Consider the following 24,648-nt stretch of genomic DNA (forward strand, 5'->3'; position numbering starts at 1 on the left):
CTGCGGTGGCTACCGGCTACTGCGGTACCGGTCCGGCGCGTCCCGTCGGTATTGGGCATGCGTCAGTGGCCTCGGTCACCACCGGGCTGCGCTGCGGCGGACGCTCACCGCGGGCGTAGTCGGCGCCGGTGATCACCGGCGCGGCTGCCAGTTCGGTGTTCTCGGCGTCGGTGAAGGCACGCCCGCGAGACAGGAATCGCATCCCCTCCGGAGCTTCCAGGCTGAACCCGCCGCCGCGGCCGCGCACCACGTCGATGACGAGCTGGGTGTGCTTCCAGGCCTGAAACTGCGGGCCGGAGATCCACACCGGCACTCCGTCTGTCACATCAAGCAGACCCAACAACACGTCGCGGTCGCCGACGATGAAGTCCCCGTCGGGATAGCACATCGGCGATGACCCGTCGCAGCAGCCGCCGGACTGGTGGAACATCACCGCGCCGTGCCGCTCGGTCAGCTGCTCCAGCAGGTTGGCGGCGGCGGCGGTGATCACCACGCGGTCGGCCCCATGGCGCCGCTCCTCCTCATCGCCATGCTCTGCATCGTCGCCGACGCGCATCAGAAGAAGCCGAGCGCCTTGTCCGAGTAGGACACCATCAGGTTCTTGGTTTGCTGGTAGTGCTCGAGGGCCATCTTGTGACACTCGCGGCCGAACCCGGACTGCTTGTAACCGCCGAACGCCGCGTGCGGTGGATACACGTGATAGCAGTTGACCCACACTCGGCCGGCCTTGATGTCGCGGCCGGCGCGGTAGGCGGTGTTGCCGTCGCGGCTCCATACGCCGGCGCCCAGGCCGTAGAGGGTGTCGTTGGCAATCCCCATCGCGTCGTCGTAGTCGGTGAACGACGTGACCGCCACGACCGGGCCGAAAATCTCTTCCTGGAAGATCCGCATCTTGTTGTGGCCGGAGAAGATCGTCGGCTGCATGTAGTAGCCACCCGAGAGGTCGCCGCCCAGCTCGGCGCGCTCGCCGCCGGTGACGACTTTGGCGCCTTCGTCCTTGCCGATTTCGATGTAGGACAAGATCTTTTCCAACTGGTCGTTGGAAGCCTGTGAGCCCAGCATGGTCTCGGTGTCCAGCGGGTCGCCCTGCCGCACCGCCTTGGTGCGGATCGCCGCGAGCTCCAGGAACTCGTCGTAGATGTCGGCCTGGACCAGGCTGCGCGATGGGCAGGTGCACACCTCGCCCTGGTTGAGGGCGAACATGGTGAAACCCTCCAGCGACTTGTCCTGGAAGTCGTCGTTGGCCGCCATTACGTCGGAGAAGAAGACGTTGGGGCTCTTGCCGCCGAGCTCCAGGGTGACCGGGATCAGATTCTGGCTGGCGTATTGCATGATCAACCGTCCGGTGGTGGTCTCCCCGGTAAATGCGATCTTGGCGATCCGATCGCTCGACGCCAACGGCTTGCCCGCCTCAGCGCCGAATCCGTTGACCACGTTGACCACACCCGGTGGCAGCAGATCACCGATCAAGCTCATCAAGTAGAGGATGGAGGCCGGGGTCTGCTCGGCCGGTTTGAGGACGACGGTGTTGCCGGCAGCGATCGCCGGCGCCAGTTTCCAGGCGCCCATCAGGATCGGGAAGTTCCACGGAATGATTTGGCCGACCACGCCCAATGGCTCGTGGAAGTGGTAGGCGACGGTGTCGTCGTCGATCTGCGAAAGCGAACCCTCCTGCGCCCGAATCGCGGCGGCGAAGTACCGGAAATGGTCGGCGGCCAACGGGATATCGGCGGACAGCGCCTCCCGGATGGGTTTGCCGTTGTCCCAGGCTTCGGCCAGCGCCAGGTTGTCCCGATTGGCGTCGATGCGGTCGGCGATCTTGGCCAGGATCGCCGCGCGCTGCGCTGGCGGGGTCTTACCCCACGCCGGCGCGGCACCGTGCGCGGCGTCGAGCGCCTTGTCGATGTCGGTTTCGTCGGAGCGGGGCACCTCGCAGAAGGACTGACCGGTCACCGGCGTCGGGTTCTCGAAATACCGGCCCTGGGCCGGCGCCACCCACTCGCCCCCGATGAAGTTGTCATACCGGGATTCAAAGCTCATCAGCGCGTCTGCAGAGCCCGGACGTGCGAAGACGGTCATCGGATCAACTCCTCGTTTCAGGTGTTACACAGCTCACAGTACCGCTGCGGTCACAATGACTTCCATGCCTGATGACGAGTGGGACGACCCGTATCTGTGGCTGGAGGACATCGCCGGTGACGACGCGCTGGACTGGGTGCGCGCGCGCAACGAACCGACCGTCGACGAGTTCTCCGGTGAACAGTTCGAGCAGATGCGCGCCGAGGCTCTGGAGGTGCTCGACACTGATGCCCGCATCCCGTATGTGCGGCGCCGCGGCGAATACCTGTACAACTTCTGGCGCGACGCCGCCAACCCCCGAGGTCTGTGGCGGCGCACCACCTTGGAGAGTTACCGCACCGACGCCCCGGATTGGGATGTGCTGATCGATGTCGACGAGCTGGCCGGCACCGATGACGAGAACTGGGTGTGGGCCGGCGCACAGGTCATCGAGCCCGACCACACCCGCGCCCTGGTCAGCTTGTCCCGTGGCGGCTCCGACGCGGCGATCGTTCGTGAATTCGACATGGCGACACGCAAATTCGTTGCCGGCGGGTTCGAGTTGCCGGAAGCCAAGTCGCAGGTCAGCTGGCTTGAGCCAGATACCCTGCTGGTAGGCACCGACTTGGGCGCTGACTCGCTGACCGAATCCGGCTACCCGCGGGTCGTCAAGCGATGGCACCGCGGCACGCCACTGACGGCCGCTGAAACCGTCTTTGAGGGGTCACGCGCAGACGTCAACGTGTCGGCGGGAGCCGACCGCACACCGGATTTCGAGCGCACCTTCGTGAACCGCGCCGTCGACTTCTTCAACGACGAGGTTTACGAACTGCGCGGCTCCCCGGATGGTTCGGAGTTGATCCGCATCGACGCGCCGACCGACGCGACGGTGTCCGTGCACCGGCAGTGGCTGTTGATCGAGTTGCGCACCGACTGGTTCACCGGCAACGCGGCGTACGGGGCGGGCTCGCTGCTGGCCGCCGACTATGACGAATTTCTCGCCGGTACAGCGGAGTTACGGGTGGTGTTCGAACCCGACCAGCACACCAGCCTGCACCACTACGCGTGGACGCGTGACCGGCTGGTGATCGTCACGCTGGCCGATGTGGCCAGTCGCGTCGAGATCGTCACCCCGGGCAGCTGGGAGCGCCGTCCGGTGACCGACGTGCCGGCCAATACCAATACTGTGATCGTGGCGGCCGATGACGCCGGTGACGAGATCTTCCTGGATTCCAGCGGATTCGACACCCCGTCGCGATTGCTGCAGGGACCCGTCGATGGGCCGCTGCACGAGGTCAAGGCCGCCCCGGCCTTTTTCGACGCCGAGAACCTCAGTGTTACCCAGCATTTCGTGTCATCGCGGGACGGCACGTCGATCCCCTACTTCGTCGTGCGGTCCGCCGAGGCGAAGGCCGGCCCCACCCTGCTGGGTGGCTACGGCGGCTTCGAAGTGGCCCGCACTCCCGGATACGACGGCGTGCTGGGCCGGCTGTGGCTGGCCCGCGGCGGCACGTATGTGCTGGCCAACATTCGCGGCGGCGGCGAGTACGGTCCGGGCTGGCATACCCAGGCGATGCGCGCAGGCCGGCACAAGGTGGCCGAGGACTTCGCGGCGGTGGCAGCCGATCTGGTGGTCCGCGGTATCACCACGGTGCCGCAACTGGGCGCGCAGGGCGGCAGCAACGGCGGGCTGCTGATGGGCATCATGTTGACCCAATACCCGCAATTGTTCGGCGCGCTGGTGTGCCAGGTGCCGCTACTGGACATGCGGCGCTACCACCTACTTTTGGCTGGGGCGTCCTGGGTGGCCGAATACGGCGATCCCGACGATCCCTCGGACTGGGAGTTCATCTCGGAATATTCCCCGTACCATCATATTTCGCCGGACCGGCAGTACCCGCCGGTGTTGATCACCACGTCGACCCGCGACGATCGGGTGCATCCGGGGCATGCCCGCAAGATGACCGCCGCGCTGGAAGCGGCCGGGCACCGGGTCTGGTACTACGAGAACATCGAGGGCGGCCATGCCGGCGCGGCCGACAACAAGCAGATCGCGTTCAAGTCCGCACTCAGCTTCGCATTCCTGTGGCGGGTGCTGGGCGGCGACTGATCAGCTTTCAAATGTTGCCGCCCGATGCGGGCTCCCACAGTTACGATCCTCGAACCGCGCTACACGTTATGGATATCTCTTTTGGTGCCGCGGATGTGCACGATATTCCATGTCCCGTTTGCGCCGCAATGGCCAACGCTTTGCAATGCGATATGCGGCAAAATAGAGGATGGTGAACATACCTACGGTGATGATCGAAATGATGATGAACTGTATGCGCTGGCGGCGGGCGATAGGATAGTCCCAGCTGGCGTCACTGTAGCCGACGAAAACCGCCATGGTGACACCAATAGTTCCCATTAGTGGCGTCATCCACCATGGCTTGTCTTCTGCTCGAACTACCACGGCTAGAACACACACCGCTATGAAGAAGATCAGTAGCCACCAGAATTTCTTGGCCGTAGCAACGCCACCGTACGAATCAGGCGCCGGATCGTGGTCGAGCTGCTCGCCGCCAGTAGGCGGCGTTCCGTCCGAAGATGGATCGGGCAAGCTATTGCTCACATTGAATGCGTAAATTTTGCCGCGAATCTTTATATTGGAAGTGCTGAAATACGCGGTGGTGAGCATCAGGAAGGCCGCCAGTAGCGATAAGCCGATTCCTGTATGCCAATTCGGTGGATAGGCGATGAAAAAGGCGGAGGCGATCGCAATGAAGAAGCCGATCCAGAAAAGCAGCCGCTCCACCCGGCGGTTGTTGAAAGGTGCCACCACCGGAAGCAGGACACCGCCTACTGCCACCACAATGAATAACGTTGTCATTTCTTACTCCGTAAGCCACTTGTATCCATGGTCACCAAGCCATTCACCGGTGAACGCACCGGCGGTGCCAAGAAGGAGTGCACCCACGAACGCTCCCGGCGGTCCGGCGACTGCACCACCTGCCCATGCGCCGCCTTGGCCGAAAGCCCAAGCCCCCGCCCAGCCACTAGCTGTCTTGGCGACGACTTCGCCAACCGGAGCGCCATGCGTCACTTCGTAGACGGCGGTTCCGAGTTCGATCGCACTGCCGACGTAACCGAACTTGCTGCCGAACCTATTTAGCGCTTCAATATCGTCGCCAGAATAGGCGACTCCGGGGCCCCAATGCTTGCCGGTGGGCTGCAGCTCGGCGAAGCTATGAGTGCCTTCTTTGCCCGCATCGAAGACACTTCCAGCGGCCGAGGCAGCTTCGAGGTATTCCTCCGGAATCTTTCCGTCGGCAAGTTCTTCGACAAACTGGGCAGCGCCCTCCCGCGACATGCCGCCCTCACATAGCTGCTCGGGCAAACGCGCGAGCACCTGGTTGCGGTCGCTGGCCTCCATTTGATCGATCATCTGGGTAGCCTGATCGGGCGTCTTCGGTTGGGCGCTCCAGGACAGGCCGCCCTTTTCCAGCTTTTGCTGCAAGTCGAGCCGAGTTTGGGCGCGGGTGCGGGCATCACCGCCGAGCACCGGGTCTCTAGCGACCGGGCCAGTCGAGTGCACCATGTTGTAGTCGTCGAGGCGTTCGCCGGCCAACCGGCGGCCCTGAACGCGGTCGTGTACATCGATGGCGTTTCGGCCGGGCTCATTGATGGCCTTATCGTTGATGACGTCGTAGTCGTGTAATCGTTGCGCCGCAGCGGCTTCCGCTTCGGTGTAACCACCCGGCTGCCCCACCATGGCGACCGAGTCACTTTTGCCCGCGGCTTTGGCTTGATCGATCATGCGTCTGTCCGCCGCCCGCTGACCCGACTGCTCATAGCGACGGGCCGCGTCAGCGGGTGCGTCACCGGGGACCCCATCCACATCGTCGAGCGCGTCTGGCACATAGCCTTTCGCCATCATGGTGGCCTCCGCCGCATGCAGTTGCCCGGCATATGCACCGCGAATCGTTTCTATGTTCTTCACCGCCGACTGGACCGCTCCGGCAGCCGCCAAGCGTAATGGGCCGGCATTCTGATCAGCCGCCTCCGCGGCACCGATCTGGTCATCCAGTTCGTGTAATTGCCCGTTCAATGCGGCGATGTCGGCATCACTGTCGCGCTGCGCTTGCGCCAGTGTCGCAGCGACTTGCTCCAGTTTGACCGCGATCTGCGACAGTTGCTCCCGGTGCCCATTGAGGGCAGCAGTCGCCCGCGTAACCTCGGCCGACTCATTGATCGGGTGTTCGGACCCGTTACGTTGGTATCCTTCTCGGAATTTCTGCTTCGCCTTGTTGAAGTCGTCATCAGCTTCTTTGACGTGATTGCCAGATCTGTGGAACGCGTCCGCCAGGTTGTTGATTGCGCCCGCGTCGCCGGCCTGCAATTCGTCATCGAGTTGCCACGGATCGCCACCGGCAAGAGCGCACAACTCGCCCACATCCAGGTGGACAAGTCCCGCCGGGCGCAACGGTTAGCCCTATTTGAAATCGTCGCCAGCCGCGCGGAGGTGGTCGGCAGCCGATTCGTCGGTATCGACGAACGTCCGCGCCGCCAGGCTGGATTTTTCCGATAAGTCCATCAGCATCGCGTGATGGCCCTCCAGCCGCTCGCGATGGCTTCGATGAGCCTCGCTGAGCTTGGCATGAAAGGCATCCGCCTCAGCAAAGCTGCCAAAAATTCCCGACGCTAGCGGTGCACTCGACAACTGTTCATGGGCTTTGCGCGCCGAGCCCGCAGCGTAATCGCAAGAGTCACCGCCCGCTGTCAGGTGCGCGGCATTGATCTCTATTTCGCCGTCGGCCATGGCACCAGAATAATGGATGCGGCGGGCTGGTTCAGACGGCGATTGCCCAGCGTGCGGCTCAAAACTTGTCTTCGCGGCGCGTACACCGCCGGTTTCAGCAACGGGGTTCTCGATGGACCTCCGGCGCGGCCGACAAAGCGCAGATTGCGGCAGACCAACGGAGTGGTGGCCGGCTTGGCGCACATGCGCTGGTGGCGGTTTCTCGCCTACAACGTGCTGGGAGCCACCGCGTGGGTGGGCCTCTGGGTTTTGGTCGGTTTTCTGGCCGGCGAACACATCGCCGCGATTTACACCGAATTCCAGCGCTACGAAAAGTATTTTTTGGCCGCGTTGGCCGCTGTCGTGATCGCCGTGCTCATCCGGTGGCTGGTCGGACGCCGTCGTCACTTGCCGCGCTAACCGTCGTGCGTTCCGGGCAGCCGTAACACCAGACGCGCACCGCCCAGCGAGCTGGTCTTCAATGCTGCGCTGCCGCCGTGTAATTCGGCCTGCTGGGCAACCAGCGCCAGCCCTAGCCCCGAGCCTGACCGCGATGCCGTCGACCCGCGAGAGAACCGTTCGAAGACCGCGGCCCGTTCTTCCTCGGGCACTCCGCTGCCGTTGTCGTCGATCGCAAGTTCCACGCCATAGGCGGAACTAGTTGCGCTGAGCAGGATTTCGGTGGCGCCACCGTGTTTGACCGCGTTGGCGATCGCGTTGTCGACCACCAGCCGCAACCCGACCGGCAACCCTACCATCAACACAGTCGGCGAGGGCACCAGCGACACATCCAGGTCGGGATAAACGCGAACCGCGTCGTGCGCGGCGCGATCGAGCAGTTCGGTGATGTCGAACGGGACGAAATCGTCGACGGTGGTCAGTTCGCTTTGGGCCAGCCGTTCGAGTGCCGACAGCGTCGCCTCGATCCTGCCCTGGGTACGGATGACGTCGCCAACGACTTCCTTGCGCTGCTCGATGGGCAGCTCGAGGGTCGACAGCACCTCCAGGTTGGTGCGCATCGCGGTCAACGGTGTGCGCAGCTCGTGGGAGGCCACCGCGGCGAAGTCACGCGCGGATTCCAAGGCCGCTTTGGTGCGTTGCTGCTCTTTGCCGATGCGGGCCAGCATCCCCTCGACCGCCTCGGCGATTTCGACCGCCTCTTGCACGCCGCGGACCTGAACTTCGTCGGGGTTGGACTGGGCGTTGATGGCTCGCGCCTGCTGGGCCAGCAGCCGGAATGGATTGACCATGATCAGCGAGATGACCCAGCCGACCAAAACCGTGCCGACGATGACGCCGCCGCAGATCAACAATACCCGCAAATGCAGTTCGTTGATTCGGTTCTGGGCCTCGGCCAACGGCGCGCCGAGCGCAATCGAAGCGTGGCCGGCGGTGAAGGTGCGGACCCGGTATTCGACGCCGTTGATGGTGGTATCGGCGTAACCGTTGTCCAGTTTCGGCAACACGATGTCGCTGGGCACCGACACGGTCGCGGGCCCGATGCGCGCAGTGCGCACCAGGTCGCCGTTCGGTGTGGGCTGATCGCTGTTGGGGTTGCTCAGCAGGGTGCTGATATCGCCGAGGCTGCTTACCGAGTCCAGTCGCCGGTCCAGCTGGTTGTGTTGATCGTTGGTCACGCCGATCCACACCCAGGCGCCGAGGGTCAGAACCAGGATGACCACCGAGAGCGCGGCGATGAAGACGATGGTGCGTAGCGACAACATTCGCATCAGCAGCCGTTGCAGCCGATGCAAGCGAGTGTCCGGCTCCACGGAGGACATCTTGCCCGACGTCAGCGTTACCGTCGCTCCCAGGCCGTATCGGACATGCCAGGCGGCTGTAGGCGCCGTTGCCGGCCTTGCCGCGCGTTTTGTTTCCCTGCGCCGACGATCTCTTTGACGGTTGCCACGATCTGGCTGGGCTCATCTCGGAATGCCCCCAGCGCGGCACGGGCGAGCCTTGCCGGAGCGAACAACTGCGACGGACGAACGTCGTGGTTCATCACCCGGAACAGCGTTTGGGTGGCTTCGGGGTCGGCCGCGATATCCCGCAGCACGCTTTTAATCAATGGAGAAACTGCCCCTGGAGCGCCGACATTGCGTGCATACCAATACATTTCGTAGGCATCGTCGTCGCGCCATCGCCACCACCGTTGCGCCGCAGTGTCGAGACGACTGTTGCCAAGCCCATCGATGATGGCTGTCGCGAGCTTATCGGCCTGGCGCAGCGCGTCGGCGATCCCTTGTCCCGGCGCCGGGTCCTTGAAGTGCCCGGCGTCGCCGACGAGGACCCAGCCGGGGCCGGCGGCCTGCCGGAAGTAGCCGTACCAGTTGCTGACAACCCGGATCGGGCCGACGCGACGACCGTCGGCGAGGAGATCGGCCAGCTCCGGCCATGACCGGATGGCTGTGGCGAAGTTGGCGTCACGGTCGCGGTGAAATTCGTCCTGGTCGGTCATATCGATCCCGATCGCGGCCATATAAAGATCCCCGTCGGTGGGGCCGGCCAGGAATCCGACGGCCCGCTGGCGACCGAGCCTTGCGTGCCCGTCTCGGTTACTGACACCTTCGAAATACGCCCAGGCGTACAACTTTCCGGGCGGCGTGACGTGGTACTCGCGGGCGCCCACGCAAGAGGCGATTGTCGAGTGCCGGCCGTCGGCCCCCACCACCAACTGCGCATGAACGGGCCCGGCGGACGTCTCCACACCGGTTACCCGGCCGTCGTCGGTAATCAGTTGGGTGACCCGGCAACCGGTGCGCACCTCCGCGCCGGCCGCAGCGGCGGCTTCGACCAGCAGCGCGTCTAGCGTCACGCGTCGAACGCATAACGCGGGGCAGGGAGCCACCTGCCGATCGACCGTCGCGTCGATCCGAACGTCATCGTTGATCAGGGTGAGTCGATCGAGCGGTACCGCACCGGCTGCCAGGATCCCGTCGAGCAGGCCATGCCGGTCCAGCATCTGCACCCCGCAGGGTTGAATCATGTGCGTCGACGGAGTCTCGGAAGGGAACCGGGCCCGGTCGAGCACCCACACGCTCAGGCCCTGCCGCGCCAGCATCGTCGCCAGCGGGGAGCCCGCACAGCGTGCGCCGACTATCGCCACGTCGAACCGGTTCACGTCGCACCATCGCTACTACCGGCAACCATCATGCAGCGACCCTACATAAAATTAAACGAATTGTAAGAATATTAAGGAGAATCTAAATGCGCGGCAGAACCCATGTCCTTGAACTGGTGGTGTATATATGGTGGGACACACCCAAATTTGGTGTATGTTTGGGTGGTGAAGGTCATCCAGATCCGCAATGTTCCCGACGAGGTGCATCGCACGCTGCGGACGCGGGCGACCGCCGCGGGAATGTCGCTGTCGGACTACCTACTTGATGAACTTGTGCGCGTGGCCGACCGGCCGGCCCTCGCCGATGTCCTAGCCCGGTCAAGCCGACGCAGCGGTGGCGCCAGTGCAGGTGCGATCGTCGACGCGGTCCGCACCGGGCGCGATCGGTGATCGTCGTAGACACATCGGCACTCATCGATGCCGTTCTGGCCCGCCCGTCCAAACCCGGGTTGCTGGCCCGGCTGTCCGATGACAACGACCTGCATGCTCCCCACCTCATCGATGTCGAAATTCTCCATGCGCTGCGCCGTTTGGCACTGACGCGAGCCGCGGACGACGCACGATTGGAGGATGCTCGCGCCGACATCTACGACATCACCTTGACCAGGTATCCGCTGGGCCCCCTCGCTGATCGCGTGTGGGGGCTGCGTCATCATTTGACGGCATACGACGCCGTGTTCATCGCGTTGGCGGAGGCCCTGGAGGCGCCGCTGATCACCTGTGATCGCCGGCTGGCTCGAGCTCATGGGCACCATGCAGATGTGGAGGTGTTCTGACTATGCCAACACCCGAATTCGAAACACTGCTGTACACGACGGCTGGTCCGGTGGCCACCATCACCCTGAACCGGCCCGAGCAGCTCAATACCATCGTGCCGCCGATGCCCGACGAGATCGAGGCCGCCGTCGGGCTGGCCGAACGCGACCCGGAGATCACAGTGATCGTGTTGCGCGGTGCCGGGCGGGCGTTCTCGGGCGGCTACGACTTCGGTGGCGGCTTCGAGCACTGGGGCGAAGCCATGATGACCGACGGCCGGTGGGATCCGGGCAAGGATTTCGCCATGGTCAGCGCCCGCGAAACCGGGCCGACCCAGAAATTCATGGCGATCTGGCGGGCCTCCAAACCGGTGATCGCACAGGTGCACGGCTGGTGCGTCGGCGGCGCCAGTGATTACGCGCTGTGCGCCGACCTCGTCATCGCCAGCGAGGACGCCGTGATCGGCACCCCGTACAGCCGGATGTGGGGCGCATACCTGACCGGCATGTGGCTCTATCGGCTCAGTTTGACCAAGGTCAAGTGGCATTCGCTGACCGGCCGGCCGCTGACCGGCGTGCAGGCCGCCGAGGTCGAGCTGATCAACGAGGCGGTGCCGTTCGAGCGGCTGGAGGCCCGCGTCGCCGAAATTGCCGCCGAACTGGCGCGAATCCCGTTGTCGCAGTTGCGGGCTCAGAAGCTCATTGTCAACCAGGCCTACGAGAACATGGGTCTGGCGTCGACGCAGACGCTGGGCGGCATCCTCGACGGCCTGATGCGCAACACTCCCGATGCACTCGAGTTCATTGCGACCGCCGCCACCGACGGGGTGCGCGCCGCTATCGAGCGCCGCGACGGGCCGTTCGGCGACTACAGCCAGGCCCCGCCGGAGCTACGGCCCGACCCGTCGCACGTCATCACGCCGTGACGGCGCGACCGGGCCGCGCGAGCAGGATTTGGTCGACACCCATGCGGCCCTGCGCGAACGCCAGCCGTCCCCCGGCCAAGTACAGCCGCCAAACTCGGGCGGCTTCCTCACCGATAAATGCTATCGCCTCGTCCCAGTGGGCCTCGAGATTGTCGATCCAGGCATCGGCGGTGCGCACATAGTGCTCGCGCATTGGCTCGACGGCGATGGTCGCCAGTCCCGCACTTTCGAGCAACGCGGTGGTCTCGCCGACGGGACGCATGTGCATGTCAGGGGTAATGAACGCTTCGATGAACGGTCCGCCGCCCGGATGGGCTCCGCCCCTTGACATCTGCTGGATCAGCACCCGCCCGCCCGGGCGAACGCACCGGCGCAGAAATCGCGCATACGTCGGGTAGTTGCGTCGGCCCACATGTTCACCCATTTCGATCGATGCGACCGCGTCGAACGGCCCGTCCGCGACGGTCCGGTAGTCCTGGACCCGGATTTCGACCCGGCTGCCCAGTCTCCGCTCGGTGAGCGCCGCGTCGATGTAAGCCTTCTGTTCGCCCGAGAGAGTCAACCCCAGAACTCGCGCGCCGTAGTGCTCGGCGGCGCGCAAACTCAATGAACCCCAGCCGCATCCGACGTCGAGCAGCCGCATGCCGGATTGCTCGTCGAGCCGAATCTTGCGGCAGATCCGGTCCAGCTTGTCGTGTTGGGCCTGCGCCAGGGTGACGTTCGGGTCGGATGGTTCCCAGTAGGCGCAGGAGTAAGCCATCGACGGGTCGAGTATTAAGCGGTAGAACGCATTCGACAGGTCGTAATGGTGGCTGATCACCGCGTTGTCCCGGGACGGACTGTGCTGTCTGCCGCGCACCCTAACGCGGGAGGCAGGTGGCGGTAGCGGCCGGCCGAGCGCACCGAGTCGTGCCGCAACGATAACCAGCCGCGCCAGCGCCCTCGGAGACAGCTGGATCGCCGTCGGCCCGTGCTGCGTGGCCCGTGCCCAGACATGGCTCAAAGCCGAACTCAGGTCACCGTCGACGTCGAGGTCGCCGCACACGTAGGCCTGCGCGGCGCCGAGTTCGCCAGGATGCCACAACATCCGTCGCAGCGCGGCCCTCCTGCGGAGGCGCACCGCCGGAGCGTTGGGCGACCCGGCGGTGCTGCCATCCCAGGCAATCAGCCGCACCGGTAGCTCACCAATCAGCGGCTCGATCGCGGCCGCCAGCATGGGCGCAACCGCGCGTGCGGGATTCGGTCCGGTTTGCCGGGCTGCCATGTCTGGCGCAGTCTTACTGCGGTGGCATCATCACCGTGTCGATCATGTACACCGTCGCGTTGGCGGTGGGCACGCCGCCGCAGACCAGGCCAGCGTTGTTGACCCTGAGGCCGTTACCCGCGCCGGTCACGTTTACCGGTGCACCCTGGACGGTGTTATGTGAGCCGTCGACCTGGTCGGGGCTCAGTTGTCCGGGAACGACGTGGTAGGTCAGGATGCTGTTCAACATGTCCGAGTTGGTCTTGAGCTGGTCGATTGTCGAGGCGGGCAGCTTATTGAAGGCGGCGTCGGTCGGCGCGAAGACTGTGTATTGACCATTGTTGAGGGTGTCGACCAGGTTCACCTGTGGATTGAGCTGGCCCGATACCGCCGCGGTCAGGGTCGTGAGCTCGGGATTATTTGACGCCGCCACCGCGACCGGGTCCTGCGACATCCCGGCCACGGAGGCGGGACCGTCGGGGTGCAGCGCCGCGTAGTCTGCGCATCCGGGGCCGACCAAATTTGGTGCGGCCGCCGCGGCTGGTGCCGTGACCACGGCCAGACTTACTGCGGCCGCCGCTGCGAAACTACTTGCTGCAATCGTCTTATTCATGGTTTCGGCTCCCTTTTCCATGGCAGGTCTGTCGCCGTGTATTCGGAGCCGTGGGCGCGCCGGATCGGTTGCGATTAGCCGTAGGTGAAGGAAAACACCTGTAGCCCCGCGCTGGGCCGAACTTCGAGTTTCCCGCGGGTCACGTCGTTTCCGGCGACGATCTGGTGTGACGTCGGCGGTCCGCTGATCGGCACGGTGGTCGTCGTGCCATCGCGAATCACCGAGATGGAACCGGTCCCCCCGACTACGAGGTAGACATTCTTGGCGTGGTAGTTGAGTTCGACGGCCGAAGCGCCGTCCCCCGCCGTCGCGCCTTGGTAGTCCAATGCCCACGAACCCCGCAGGGCGAAAGAATCGTTCGGCAGCGACGGCGGGTAGGCGAATGCCGCCGAACCCTCGTCGTAGACGCCAGCGCCGGCGTAGTTGACTTGCTTGCCCACTCCGAGATACGTCTCGGGAGTGAGGCCGCGCCGCGGAGTGATGTCGGGCGCGTCGACCGGTGCCGGCAATGTGATACCAGGCTGGGCGTCACCGAGCAGTTGGCGAATCAGTTTTTCGGTGCCGTCGTAGTCGCCCTCACCGAATTTGATGTGCCGCACGGTGCCGCCGGCGTCGATCAAATATTCGGCGGGCCAGTAGCGGTTGCGATAGTTCGTCCACGTGGAGTAGCCGTTGTCCAACGCGATCGGATAGGTGATACCCAGATCGGCGGCGCCTTTTTTGACGTTGCCGGCAACCTTTTCGAACGCGTACTCGGGGGTGTGCACGCCGATCACGTCGAAACCCTTGTCCCGGTAGGCCTGATACCAGCCTTCGACGTGCGGAATGGCGCGTTGACAGTTGATGCAGGAATACGCCCAGAAGTCGACGAGCACTACCCTGCCCCGCAATGAGCGCAGGTCGATCGGCTTGCCGCCGGCCGTATTCAACCACCCGGCAATGTTTTTGATGTCAGGCGCAGGCCCGCAGTTCTGCAGCGCCGGCGCGCCGTTTGCACAATTGCCCAGTTGCCTGTTCTGGTCGGTGACGATGCCGCCGAGGTTGAGCCTTTCCTGGATCTGCTGATCGCCGCCGAGCTGGTTTTGCAGCGAGCCGGTGTAATCGGGGATGGCTCGCTGCAACGTTGCGGGCAGGTTGAGCACTAGCGCCACCGCCAACAGGATGGTCACGATGCCTGCCAAAATGCGGATTTCGCGCTGGCGACGCCGAAATGCGCTGACCCGCTCGGCCACTCGCTGACCGGCCAGCGCGAAGAACAACAGAGGCGCCGCGGCGCCCACCGCGAACGTAACGGTGAGCACGACGGTGTCCAGGCCGATCGCCGCGGTGGCACCGGCAACCACGATGGCGGCGAGAACGGGCCCGGCACACGGGACGTAAAGCACTCCCAGCGCCAGACCGAGGCCGAATCCGTTTGCACCGGTAGCGATGTGAATTTTCGGCACACGGGAGAACGGCCGCTCCAACAGCTGCTCGACGCGAGGAAAAATCAGGCCCAGCCCGATCACCACCAACGCCACCAGCGCGACCCAGCGAATCGCGTCCTGCGGCAAGTGCAGCAGCGACAGCAATGCCGAGCCGAGCAAGGTGACCACGGTGAAGCTGCACACCAGGCCGCCGATCACCCAGTACGGCCGCTGAGACAAGCGCTTCGGCTTGACCGCAACCGCTATCCCACCGCCCGGGCCCGCCGACTCATCCTCGGCAGCGCGCTGAGTGCCGGAGAAGAAGATCACCGGCAGGACCGGAAGTATGCACGGCGATATGCCGGTCACGAAGCCTCCGACCAGCCCGATCAGCGCAAGCGTCACCATGTCCGGTATTCGCAGCCAGGCCCGTGTTGGATCGCTTTCACACACCACAAGTTTCGCTGCGCGACCAACCCGTTAAAGGCGACAAGGCAGCCCGCCGGCGCGAGCTGCCTTGTCTGGCGGCGGCGTCAGACCGTCACGGAGCGGGCGGCATCAGCACCGTGTCGATCATGTACACCGTCGCGTTGGCGGTGTGCACCCCTCCGCACACCAAGCCCGCGTCGTTGACCTTGAGGTCGTTGCCTTGACCGCTGACCGTGGCCTCGGCGCCCTGCAGGGTCTTGTGAGCGCCGTCAACCTTCGCCGGGCTGAGCTGACCCTGTACCACGTGATAGGTCAGGATGCTCGTCAACTTGTCGGAGTTGGTCTTGAGCTCGTCGATGGTCGCGGCGGGCAGTTTGTCGAATGCCGCGTTGGTCGGTGCGAACACCGTGTACTGGCCGTTGTTGAGCGTGTCGACCAGGTTCACGTTGGGGTTCAGCTGGCCCGAGAGCGCCGATGTCAACGTGCTCAACATCGGGTTGTTCGATGCGGCCGTCGCGACCGGGTCTTGCGCCATTCCCGCTACCGAAGCCGGGCCGGTCGGGTGCAGAGCCGCGTAGTCGGCGCATCCCGAGCCGATCAGGTCCGCCGCGGGATCTGCTGTTACGCCCGTCGTAGCCGGCGCCGCCGAGCTGGTGACCGGACTCGCGCTGGTCTGCTTCTCAGACTCGGATTTGTCGTTCGCACACGCCGAAAACCCCACGGCAGCGATCGCCGCCAGGGTGATCGCGAGTGTCTTGGACTGAACGTCCTTCATTCCGATTCGGCTCCTTAATCAAGGCGGCAACGCCGCCGCTTACGGGTCGGACAGTTCTGATTCGGAGTGACCGCCCTCACGGATGGGTGGACGAGGCCATCCTTTTGGTCGCCTTCTCCGAATAGTTGATGTGCAACAGTCATCCGCGCGCTCGGTGGCGGTGATCGGCAGCGGTGTCGCCGGCCTGACCGCCGCCTACGCCTTGTCCGGACGCGACCGGGTCACGCTGTATGAGGCCGACACCCGGCTCGGCGGTCATGCGCACACCCATGACGTCGACCGCGGCGACGGCACCATCGTCAACGTCGACTCGGCGTTCCTGGTGCACAACGACCGCACCTACCCGACGCTCTGCCGATTGTTCGCCGACCTCGGGGTGGCGACCCAGGAGTCGGAGATGTCGATGTCGGTGCGCGCCGACGCCACCGGCCTGGAATACGCCGGCGCCCTCGGTATCGGCGGACTGTTCGCGTGCCCGCAAGCGGCCCGACCGGGTTATCTCTTCATGCTCACCGAGATCGTTCGGTTTCACCGGGCCGCGACTCGGCTACTAAGCGCCGACGACGACGATTTGGAAACGCTGGAAGCCTTCCTGCGTCGGCACCGCTTCTCGGCGTTCTTCGTCGAGCACTTCATCACACCGCTGGTGGCGGCGGTGTGGTCGTGCGGCGCCGACGACGCGCTGCGCTACCCAGCCCGCTATCTGTTCGTGTTTCTGGGCCACCACGGCATGCTGTCGGTGTTCGGCTCACCGACATGGCGCACGGTGACCGGCGGTTCGCAACGCTATGTGCAGGCCATCGCGTCCCGGGTGCATGACGTCTGCACCGCTACGCCGGTGCACTCGCTGCGCCGGCTGCCCAACGGGGTGATCGTGCAGGCCGGCGTCGAACCGCCGCGGCATTTCGACGCCGCGGTCATCGCTGTTCACCCCGACCAGGCGCTGCTGCTGCTCGACAACCCATCGGCATACGAGCGGGCCGTCCTCGCGTCGATTCCGTATTCGACCAATCGCGCCCAACTACACACCGACGAGTCGGTGCTGCCGCGGCACCGGCGTGCCCGCGCCTCATGGAATTACCTGATCACCGCCGGCAGCGACCGAGTTGTGGTCACCTACGACGTCAGCAGGTTGATGCGCATCCAGGCCGACCGCCGTTTCCTGGTCACCCTCGGCGGCCACGGCCGGATCGATCCGCGATCGGTGATCGCCGAAATGACCTACAGCCATCCGCTGTATACAGCGGAATCCGTTGCCGCGCAACGGCTGTTGCCGACCCTCGACGACGACCGGGTGGTGTTCGCCGGCGCCTACCATGGGTGGGGGTTCCACGAGGACGGCGCGGCGTCGGGGCTGCGGGCGGCCCAGCGACTGGGCGCCGATTGGCCGACGCGAATCGAGCAGGTGATGGCGTGCTGACCCCGGCGATCTACCGCACCACCATTACCCACCGCCGGCAGGCGCCGGTGTATCACTCGTTCGAATACCGCAGCTACAGCTGGTATATCGATATCGACGAGCTGCCGGCACTGCCGTGGTGGCTGCGACCGTTCGCCCGGTTCCACGCCCAAGACCACTTCACCGGTGCTTCCGGCGACTCGCTGCGCGAGCGGGTCGACACCTTCCTCGCCGCGCACGACGTGTCGTTAGCGGACGGACGGGTGACCGCGCTGCTGCAGGCACGAGTGCTGGGCTACGTGTTCAATCCGATCAGCGTCTTCTGGTGCCATGACGGCGACGGCGCACTGCGGCATGTGATCGCCGAAGTGCACAACACCTACGGGAAGCGCCACGCGTACTTGCTGCCCCCCGCGAACACCCCGGTGCTCGTCACCAAGAAGTTTTATGTGTCACCGTTCAACCCGGTGGCGGGTCATTACCAGGTGCTGGCGCCGCTCCCCGACCGGCGGGCGGAGGTTGAGGTGATGCTGCACGGCGATGGGCAACCGGCATTCGTCGCGACGTTGCGCGGGACACGACAACCCGCAACCGTGCGGCACGTCGCGCGGATGCAGTTGCTCTCGCCGCTGGCGCCGCTGATGGTCGCCTTGCGCATCCGTATCCAAGGGGTCAGGCTGTGGCTGCGAAAAGTCCCGGTGGTCTCACGATGAGCGTCGCTTGCGGAACCCACTTGACAGCAATAGATTCCGCCCGTTGGCCAGCGGTGGCCAGGGTGCCCTCCGGTCCGGTTGCCGCGGCATCCGCGATGGTTGCCGACCGACTGCTGCGCCGCACGGCGGCACACCTGCCGCTGCGGCTCCGCTATCCCGACGGCACCGTGATCGGCGGCGGGAAGCCGACGTCGCCGGCGCTGATGATCAACCGCCCGGGCCGGCTTGCCCGCCGGATCGGGCGACGCGGTCTGATCGGTTTCGGCGAGTCGTACATGGCCGGCGAGTGGGAGTCGGGCAATCTCACCGGGGTGCTGACAATCTTGGCGACGGAGGTGGCGGATCTGGTACCACGCGCGCTGCAGTGGCTGCGACCGATCGTGGTGGCCTCCCCGCCGCGGTCACAGCACCGCAACCGGGCGCAGACCCGCCGTGACGTCGCTGCGCATTACGACCTGTCCAATGATCTGTTCGGCGAATTCCTCGACGAGACCATGACCTACTCCAGCGCGCTGTTCGCTGCGCTGCCAGCTTCGTGGTCGGACCTCGCGGACGCACAACGGCGCAAAATCGACCGACTGCTCGATGTGGCCGGGGTTCGGTCCGGTAGCCAAGTGCTCGAAATCGGTACGGGGTGGGGAGAACTGTGCATCCGCGCTGCCCAGCGCGGAGCACACGTCCGTTCGGTGACGCTATCGAGCGCACAGCAGCGGTTGGCGCGGCAGCGAGTCGCGGCGGCCGGCCTATCCGAGCAAGTCGAGATCGACCTGCGCGACTATCGCGATGTCGGTGGGAACTATGATGCGGTGATCTCGGTCGAAATGATCGAGGCGATCGGGTTTCACGCCTGGCCGGAATATTTTCAGACCCTCGAACGCCTGCTGACGCCGACCGGCCGGATAGCGATCCAGGCGATTACCATGCCGCACGACCGGATGATGGCCACCCGCAGTACCCACACCTGGATCCAGAAGTACATCTTTCCCGGCGGGCTGATTCCCTCTGCCGAGGCGATACGGCGAATCACCGCTCGTCACACCGATTTACGCACCGTCGATCACCTCGCGCTGCGACCGCACTACGCCGAAACGTTGCGACTGTGGCGGGAACGCTTCATGCAGCGACGAGTTACCCTGTCCCACATCGGCTTCGACGCCGTCTTTGCCCGGATGTGGGAGTTCTATCTGGCATACGCGGAGGCCGGGTTCCGGTCGGAATACCTCAACGTCTACCAGTGGACATTCGCCCGCGGAGATGCGCGATGAACCTCATGTCCTTTGCCGCCGTCTGCGGGGTCTCGATCGCGGTGATCGCGGTGATCCAGGCGATCGCCTTCGTCATCGGGCGGCGTATCGGTCGCTACAACGTCGTCGACGTCGCCTGGGGGATCGGCTTCATCGCGGTCGCGGTTGTCGCCGCGGTTCTCGGCACCGGCGACGCCCCGCGCCGGTGGCTGGTGCTGGCGCTGGTCGCGATGTGGGGGTCGCGGCTGAGCTGGCATATCCACCGCAAGTCGGCCGGCAACGGTGAGGATCCTCGCTACGCCGACATGTTGCGCGGCGCCACGCTGGGTCAGGTGATACGCAAAGTCTTCGTACTGCAAGGATTTGCCATCTGGTTCGTCGCATTGCCCGTACAACTGTCGGCTGTCAGCGGAGCCACCCCCCGCCCACTGCTGGCGGTCACGGTGGCCGGCGTGCTGCTGTGGACGGTTGGCGTCACCTTCGAAGCCGTCGGAGACCGACAACTGCAGGTGTTCAAAGCTGACCCCGCGCATCGCGGAAAGGTGATGGACCGCGGCTTATGGGCCTGGACGCGGCACCCCAACTACTTCGGCGACGCCTGCCTGTGGTGGGGATTGTGGCTGATCACCATCACCGGCTGGTGGGCGTTGGTGACCGTGTTCTCCCCGCTGCTCATGACATATTTCCTGGTGCACGTTAGCGGCGCCCGACTGGCGGAGAAGTACATGGCGGGACGCCCGGGTTTCGACGAATACCAGCGACGGACATCGTTTTTCATCCCGCGCCCGCCGGGATAGGCCGAAAATGCCGACCGCCGTGCTGGAGAGGATAGGCTACCGGTCGATGACCGGACCGCCGCGGCTGAGCAGCGACCTCGACGCATTACTGCGCCGGGTGGCCCGTCGGGACCCCGACGCATTCGCCGCCTTTTACGATCACACCCGGACGCGGGTGTACGGATTGGTGATCCGCGTGCTGCGCGATTCGGGCTACAGCGAAGAGACCACCCAAGAGGTCTACCTCGAGGCCTGGCGGACCGCAGGCAGTTACGACTCCGCCAAAGGCTCAGCGCTGTCGTGGCTATTGACGATGGCGCATCGGCGCGCCGTCGACCGGGTGCGCTCCGAGCAGGCCGCCGGCCAGCGCGAGTCGCGTTACGGCGCGGCGACCGTCGACCCGCCCGACGACGTCGTCGCCGACTCGGCGATCGCCAGCGACGAGCGGCGCCGGGTGAGCGAGTGCCTCGGCGGCCTGACCGACGTACAGCGCCAGTGCATCCAGATGGCCTATTACGACGGGCTGACCTACCTCGAGGTGTCGCGACGGCTGTCAGCCAACCTGTCGACGATCAAGTCTCGAATGCGCGACGCGCTGCGCGGCCTGCGCGACTGCCTGGGTGTGCCATGACCGAGCCAACCTTTGAGCTGCTCGAGCTGGCCACACCGTATGCATTGCACGCCATCTCCGACGATGAACGCATCGACATCGACCGACGGCTCGCCGCCGCACCGGCAGCGGTCGCGCAGGCCTTCCGCGACGAGGTGCGCGCAGTCCGCGAGACGATGGCCGTGGTGTCGGCCGCCACCGCCACAGAGCCGCCGACCCAGCTACGTGCTGCGGTGCTTTCCGCGATCAAACCGCGCTATGCCCGGTGGCGCACAGCCGCTTTGGCCGCGGCAGCGGCGATCGTGGTGGGCCTCGGGGCGTTCGGCGCGGGACTCGCACTGCGGTCGCCGCCCGCGCCGACAGTTGCCGAGCAAATCATGGCGGCACCCGATGTGCGGACGGTCTCGCGCTCGCTTGCCGACGGCGGGACGGCGACGGTGGTGTTCTCCCGCGACCGCAACGCCGGTGTGCTGGTGATGAACAACGTCCCGGCACCCTCCGTGGGCACCGTCTATCAGATGTGGTTGCTCGGCGATAAGAGCCCAGTCTCGGCGGGGACGATGAACACCGCAACCGTCGCGCCGTCAACCACCGCGGTGTTGACTGACCTCGGGAACTCGAGTGCGCTGGCCTTCACCGTCGAACCGGGAACCGGATCGCCTCAGCCGACCGGGAAGATCTTTGCCCAGTTGCCGTTGCGCTAGGAAGGCGTCAGTGTTGGATGTGCCACGGACACGGCTGACGCGAGCGGCGGTAGCAACAGCGGCGCTGTCGACGCTGGTCGGCTGTACGACTTTGGTTTCGGGTTCGGCGGTAAAGGCGCCTGGTGCGGAAAGAGCCAAAGCTGGTCCGTGTGAAGATGTTTCGGCGCCAATGACGTCAATCGAATCTCACGCTCTGGGCGAGCCGCAGTTGCGGATACCGCAACCGCAGGGATGGGAACGCACGACGCTGTTCGACTCGCAGATCGTCCGGTACGCCATCGTGAACCGGGACCTGATCGCCAACAAATTCGCCCCCAACGCCGTGGTCACGCTGGAAACCGCCGACGGGTCCGCGGATCCTCAGGAGGTACTTGACGGCGAGCGGAGGGGCTTGACCGCCGGACTGGGCGCTACTGACCTGGTCACGACCCCGACCACGCGGTGCGGGTATAGCGCCGAAAGCGTGACCTACACCGCGCCGCCGATGGGCGAGATACCGGCTCGTCGCTCCACCATGCTGGCCGTAGTGGGCGTCTTCGGTGGCAAAACCTACGCCACCACCCTCACCGTCGGCTCCGCTGATCCGGACAACCCGGCGTTCGCGCGCGATGCAAACACGATTTTGACCGGCTTCCAGATGTTGCCGCCGAGCGCGGGCTAGCGTTCGGGCCGGTTGCGCACGCTGCCCAGCATCGCAACGACGACGCCGCACACCGCCAGCACGGCGCCGGCGGCCAACGTCAGGTTGAGCCAGTGGTGCAGGCTCGCTTCGGCGTGGCCGACCATGGCATCGGCGACGCGGCGTATATCGCCGGCGGTGTGGTTAAGCGCATTACCGATCCGGCCGCGGGCGACCTCAACGCCCGCCCAACCGCCGGCGCCGACCAGCAACGCCGAGACACCGAGGCCGGCCAGCGCCCGACCACGGCTGCGGGCGGCGACCAACGTCAAGACCGCGCAGACACCCGCGAGCAGCGCCGCACCTAGGCTCACCCACGGCCCCCACAACGCCAGTGGTCGTAACATGCCCGGCTGCAACCTCTTTGACGGCGATACCGTCACCGGAACGGTCAGCGTCGACGGCGCCCGGACGTGGTAGTCGGACAGCGTCTGCTGCAAGGCGCTGTCTTCGAGCATCGGCGCCAGATCGATGACCCACGGATCGGACCCGGTCGCGGGGCGTGTGAACAGCCACCCGTGCGCGACCCGGTTGGCCTGCGCGAAGTCCGCAGGGAAGGACGGGCCCGCGGCGTAGGCGCTGGCGACACCGTGCACCCGCGACGCGTCGACGCGGTAGCCGTGCTCCCTGATCAGCCTGGTCGCAGTGGCACTCAATTGCGAAGCCACCGCGGTCTGCAACGCCGGCTCACCCGCCGCCTCTCGGGCCAGCCCCGCATACCCGTCGGCGTCGACGATGTTGTGCTGCGCCCACGCCGTCGGCACCGCCACCGCCAGCGCCAGCGTGGTCAGCAGCCACAGCAGCGCCGTGGCTGCGAACCGCACTAGTGGCGATCGCAAGCGCGGCAAAGCCGGGCGCAGCGGGTCGCCACCGATCAGCCCCGCTTCGCGGTGCGGCGCGGCCTTGCCAGCGCCATCTTGGTCATCATCCGGTTCATCCGGGTCAGCGCCTTCAGCGAATTGTGGTAATAGTTGCCGCCCGCGCCGACGTTGGTGCGCGGTGCGACCACCGTTTCCACCCGGCAGTACTTGCGCAGTCCCTCGGCGCCGCCGAACCGCGCCCCGATGCCCGACGTCTTCCAGCCGCCCATCGGGGCGGTGGTGCACATCAGGTTGCTGATCACGTCGTTGATATTGACAGCTCCGCAATCGAGTTGCAGTGCAACATCTTTGGCACGTGCTGCGTCTTTGGAGAACACCGATGCGCTCAACCCGTATTCGCTGTCGTTGGCCAGCCGGATCGCTTCGTCGACGGTGCCGACCTTCATGATCGGCAAGGTCGGACCAAAGGTTTCCTCGGTCATGCAGGCCATCGAGTGGTCGACATCGACCAGCACCGTGGGCGGATAGAAGCTGCCTGGGCCGTCGGGCCGTTGCCCGCCGGTCAGCGCACGCGCCCCCGCGGCCACCGCCTCAGCGACGTGGCGCTCGGTGACCGCCCGCTGCCCCTCGTCGATCAGGGCGCCGTAGGTAAACCCATCGCCGGCACCCACCTGCAGCGCCTTGACGTCGCGGACCACCGCGTCGACGAACTGGTCGTAGACGGCGTCGAGCACATAGACCCGCTCGACCGAGACACAGGTCTGGCCTGCGTTGAACATCGCGCCCCACACCGCGGCGTGGGCGGCCAGGTCGACGTCGGCGTCCTCCAACACGATCATCGGGTCCTTGCCGCCCAACTCCAGGCTGACCGGCGTCAACCGGCGCGCCGCGCGCTCCATCACCTTGCGGCCGGTGTTACTGGAACCGGTGAACTGCAGGTAATCCACGTTGTCGATGACGGCCTCGGACACCTCCCGGGCGCCCTGAGCCAGCGCAAACACGTCGGGCGCACCGGACTCCCGCCAGCCACGGCGCAGCACCTCGGCGGTCAGCGGGGTGCGTTCGGATGGCTTGAGCAGCACGGCGCATCCCGCCGCCAGCGCGCCGATACCGTCCATCAGCGCGTTGGCCACCGGGTAGTTCCACGGCGCGATGATCCCGACCACCGGACGCGGCCGGTAGTGCAGCGTGATTTTCTTGATCGCCAGGAACGGCAGCGCGGCCGGCCGGCTTTCGGGCGCGAGCGCCTTTTCCATCGTCTTGATCACGTACGACAGAATCATGATCAATAGCGGCACCTCTTGTGCCGCGTCGACGGCCGACTTGCCGGTTTCCTTGATCAACAGCTCTTCGATCTCGTCGCGGTGCTCGCCCAACCACACCGCATAGCGGGCCAGCGCCTTGGCGCGCTCCTTGGCGCCGCGCTGCTCCCACTCGCGTTGCGCTGCGCGCAGCTCCGCCGCGATCGCGGGCACGTCGGCGGGATCGGTCCAGTGCACTTCACCGGCCACGGCGCCGGTAGCGGGATTGCGAACGCTGCCGGTACCGGTGAACTCGGGGGTGGGTGCTGGCGATGTGGTGGCGGTCATACCGGCC

The 24,648-nt window shown here is 65.4% G+C and carries 25 protein-coding genes; 12 read left to right on the top strand and 13 right to left on the bottom strand.

The annotated features are described in order from the left end of the window. Positions 1-16: 16 nt before the first annotated feature. The gene (locus AC5Y5W_RS21035; RefSeq protein WP_500011403.1) at positions 17-556 is read right to left on the bottom strand and encodes a DUF779 domain-containing protein; all 540 of its coding nucleotides are present in this window, start codon (positions 554-556) and stop codon (positions 17-19) included. After that, entirely contained in the window at positions 556-2,079 is a 1,524-nt protein-coding gene (gene exaC / locus AC5Y5W_RS21040) for an acetaldehyde dehydrogenase ExaC (protein ID WP_500011405.1), read from the bottom strand. The genes AC5Y5W_RS21035 and exaC overlap by 1 nt, the downstream gene beginning before the upstream one ends. Before the next feature lie 55 nt (positions 2,080-2,134). Here exaC and AC5Y5W_RS21045 point away from each other — a divergent pair, with 55 nt between their 5' ends. Beyond that, a complete protein-coding gene (locus tag AC5Y5W_RS21045; protein WP_500011406.1) occupies positions 2,135-4,168 on the top strand; it encodes a prolyl oligopeptidase family serine peptidase in 2,034 nt (677 codons plus the stop codon). Positions 4,169-4,234: 66 nt separating this feature from the next. Here AC5Y5W_RS21045 and AC5Y5W_RS21050 read toward each other — a convergent pair whose 3' ends face one another. Genes AC5Y5W_RS21050 through AC5Y5W_RS21060 form a run of 3 tightly spaced genes read right to left on the bottom strand, consistent with a single transcriptional unit; the run spans position 4,235 to position 6,859 of the window. Beyond that, positions 4,235-4,930: a hypothetical protein gene (locus tag AC5Y5W_RS21050; protein WP_500011408.1), complete on the bottom strand. Its 696-nt coding sequence runs from the start codon at positions 4,928-4,930 to the stop codon at positions 4,235-4,237. 3 nt (positions 4,931-4,933) lie between these two features. Further along, a complete protein-coding gene (locus AC5Y5W_RS21055) occupies positions 4,934-6,523 on the bottom strand; it encodes a putative alpha/beta hydrolase (RefSeq protein ID WP_500011410.1) in 1,590 nt (529 codons plus the stop codon). A 9-nt stretch (positions 6,524-6,532) separates the two neighbouring features. Beyond that, complete coding sequence (locus AC5Y5W_RS21060; protein ID WP_500011412.1) at positions 6,533-6,859, bottom strand: DUF2563 family protein; 327 nt, start codon at positions 6,857-6,859, stop codon at positions 6,533-6,535. 144 nt (positions 6,860-7,003) lie between these two features. Between AC5Y5W_RS21060 and AC5Y5W_RS21065 the strand changes: the two genes are divergently transcribed. Next, positions 7,004-7,258 carry a DedA family protein gene (locus tag AC5Y5W_RS21065; protein ID WP_500011413.1) on the top strand — a complete coding sequence of 85 codons (255 nt, stop codon included), beginning with the start codon at positions 7,004-7,006 and terminating at the stop codon, positions 7,256-7,258. On the opposite strand, the gene AC5Y5W_RS21070 is transcribed toward AC5Y5W_RS21065, so the two are convergent. Together AC5Y5W_RS21070 and AC5Y5W_RS21075 are read right to left on the bottom strand one after the other, a co-directional pair. After that, positions 7,255-8,568, bottom strand: coding sequence for a sensor histidine kinase (locus AC5Y5W_RS21070; protein WP_500011509.1), 1,314 nt, complete (start codon positions 8,566-8,568; stop codon positions 7,255-7,257). The genes AC5Y5W_RS21065 and AC5Y5W_RS21070 overlap by 4 nt on opposite strands. Positions 8,569-8,636: 68 nt before the next feature. After that, positions 8,637-9,959 carry an NAD(P)/FAD-dependent oxidoreductase gene (locus AC5Y5W_RS21075; RefSeq protein ID WP_500011414.1) on the bottom strand — a complete coding sequence of 441 codons (1,323 nt, stop codon included), beginning with the start codon at positions 9,957-9,959 and terminating at the stop codon, positions 8,637-8,639. Positions 9,960-10,124: 165 nt separating this feature from the next. Between AC5Y5W_RS21075 and AC5Y5W_RS21080 the strand changes: the two genes are divergently transcribed. Genes AC5Y5W_RS21080 through AC5Y5W_RS21090 form a run of 3 tightly spaced genes read left to right on the top strand, consistent with a single transcriptional unit; the run spans position 10,125 to position 11,640 of the window. Beyond that, positions 10,125-10,349 carry a FitA-like ribbon-helix-helix domain-containing protein gene (locus AC5Y5W_RS21080; protein WP_500011415.1) on the top strand — a complete coding sequence of 75 codons (225 nt, stop codon included), beginning with the start codon at positions 10,125-10,127 and terminating at the stop codon, positions 10,347-10,349. Beyond that, positions 10,346-10,735 carry a type II toxin-antitoxin system VapC family toxin gene (locus AC5Y5W_RS21085; protein ID WP_500011417.1) on the top strand — a complete coding sequence of 130 codons (390 nt, stop codon included), beginning with the start codon at positions 10,346-10,348 and terminating at the stop codon, positions 10,733-10,735. The genes AC5Y5W_RS21080 and AC5Y5W_RS21085 overlap by 4 nt, the downstream gene beginning before the upstream one ends. A 2-nt stretch (positions 10,736-10,737) precedes the next feature. Next, a complete protein-coding gene (locus tag AC5Y5W_RS21090) occupies positions 10,738-11,640 on the top strand; it encodes a crotonase/enoyl-CoA hydratase family protein (protein ID WP_500011419.1) in 903 nt (300 codons plus the stop codon). On the opposite strand, the gene AC5Y5W_RS21095 is transcribed toward AC5Y5W_RS21090, so the two are convergent. The 4 genes from AC5Y5W_RS21095 to AC5Y5W_RS21110 form a co-directional block, all read right to left on the bottom strand. Further along, on the bottom strand, positions 11,630-12,904 hold the full coding sequence (locus tag AC5Y5W_RS21095) for a class I SAM-dependent methyltransferase (RefSeq protein WP_500011421.1): 1,275 nt from the start codon (positions 12,902-12,904) through the stop codon (positions 11,630-11,632). The genes AC5Y5W_RS21090 and AC5Y5W_RS21095 overlap by 11 nt on opposite strands. Before the next feature lie 13 nt (positions 12,905-12,917). After that, positions 12,918-13,496, bottom strand: a complete 579-nt coding sequence (locus tag AC5Y5W_RS21100; RefSeq protein ID WP_500011423.1) for a fasciclin domain-containing protein — start codon at positions 13,494-13,496, stop codon at positions 12,918-12,920. A 74-nt stretch (positions 13,497-13,570) separates the two neighbouring features. Beyond that, positions 13,571-15,310: a cytochrome c biogenesis protein DipZ gene (locus tag AC5Y5W_RS21105; protein WP_500011425.1), complete on the bottom strand. Its 1,740-nt coding sequence runs from the start codon at positions 15,308-15,310 to the stop codon at positions 13,571-13,573. 133 nt (positions 15,311-15,443) lie between these two features. Then, complete coding sequence (locus AC5Y5W_RS21110; protein WP_500011427.1) at positions 15,444-16,106, bottom strand: fasciclin domain-containing protein; 663 nt, start codon at positions 16,104-16,106, stop codon at positions 15,444-15,446. Between the two features lie 130 nt (positions 16,107-16,236). Here AC5Y5W_RS21110 and AC5Y5W_RS21115 point away from each other — a divergent pair, with 130 nt between their 5' ends. The 7 genes from AC5Y5W_RS21115 to AC5Y5W_RS21145 all read left to right on the top strand — a co-directional run bounded on the left by AC5Y5W_RS21115 (position 16,237) and on the right by AC5Y5W_RS21145 (position 22,213). Next, on the top strand, positions 16,237-17,526 hold the full coding sequence (locus AC5Y5W_RS21115; protein ID WP_500011429.1) for an NAD(P)/FAD-dependent oxidoreductase: 1,290 nt from the start codon (positions 16,237-16,239) through the stop codon (positions 17,524-17,526). Continuing rightward, positions 17,520-18,218, top strand: coding sequence for a DUF1365 domain-containing protein (locus AC5Y5W_RS21120; protein ID WP_500011431.1), 699 nt, complete (start codon positions 17,520-17,522; stop codon positions 18,216-18,218). The genes AC5Y5W_RS21115 and AC5Y5W_RS21120 overlap by 7 nt, the downstream gene beginning before the upstream one ends. Beyond that, positions 18,215-19,483: a class I SAM-dependent methyltransferase gene (locus tag AC5Y5W_RS21125; RefSeq protein WP_500011433.1), complete on the top strand. Its 1,269-nt coding sequence runs from the start codon at positions 18,215-18,217 to the stop codon at positions 19,481-19,483. Before AC5Y5W_RS21120 ends, AC5Y5W_RS21125 begins: the two co-directional genes overlap by 4 nt. Positions 19,484-19,488: 5 nt before the next feature. Beyond that, on the top strand, positions 19,489-20,259 hold the full coding sequence (locus tag AC5Y5W_RS21130; protein WP_500011511.1) for a DUF1295 domain-containing protein: 771 nt from the start codon (positions 19,489-19,491) through the stop codon (positions 20,257-20,259). Positions 20,260-20,305: 46 nt separating this feature from the next. Continuing rightward, positions 20,306-20,869 (top strand): sigma-70 family RNA polymerase sigma factor, encoded by a 564-nt coding sequence (locus AC5Y5W_RS21135; RefSeq protein WP_500011435.1) that lies wholly within the window; start codon positions 20,306-20,308, stop codon positions 20,867-20,869. Then, positions 20,866-21,552, top strand: a complete 687-nt coding sequence (locus tag AC5Y5W_RS21140) for an anti-sigma factor (protein ID WP_500011437.1) — start codon at positions 20,866-20,868, stop codon at positions 21,550-21,552. Before AC5Y5W_RS21135 ends, AC5Y5W_RS21140 begins: the two co-directional genes overlap by 4 nt. A gap of 169 nt (positions 21,553-21,721) precedes the next feature. Continuing rightward, entirely contained in the window at positions 21,722-22,213 is a 492-nt protein-coding gene (locus AC5Y5W_RS21145) for an LpqN/LpqT family lipoprotein (RefSeq protein ID WP_500011439.1), read from the top strand. On the opposite strand, the gene AC5Y5W_RS21150 is transcribed toward AC5Y5W_RS21145, so the two are convergent. Further along, positions 22,210-23,055: a hypothetical protein gene (locus AC5Y5W_RS21150; RefSeq protein WP_500011441.1), complete on the bottom strand. Its 846-nt coding sequence runs from the start codon at positions 23,053-23,055 to the stop codon at positions 22,210-22,212. The two genes, AC5Y5W_RS21145 and AC5Y5W_RS21150, sit on opposite strands and share 4 nt — an antisense overlap. Positions 23,056-23,105: 50 nt before the next feature. After that, on the bottom strand, positions 23,106-24,641 hold the full coding sequence (locus AC5Y5W_RS21155; protein WP_500011443.1) for an aldehyde dehydrogenase family protein: 1,536 nt from the start codon (positions 24,639-24,641) through the stop codon (positions 23,106-23,108). Positions 24,642-24,648 lie beyond the last annotated feature (7 nt).

Source organism: Mycobacterium sp. NGS51 (genome assembly GCF_059812525.1).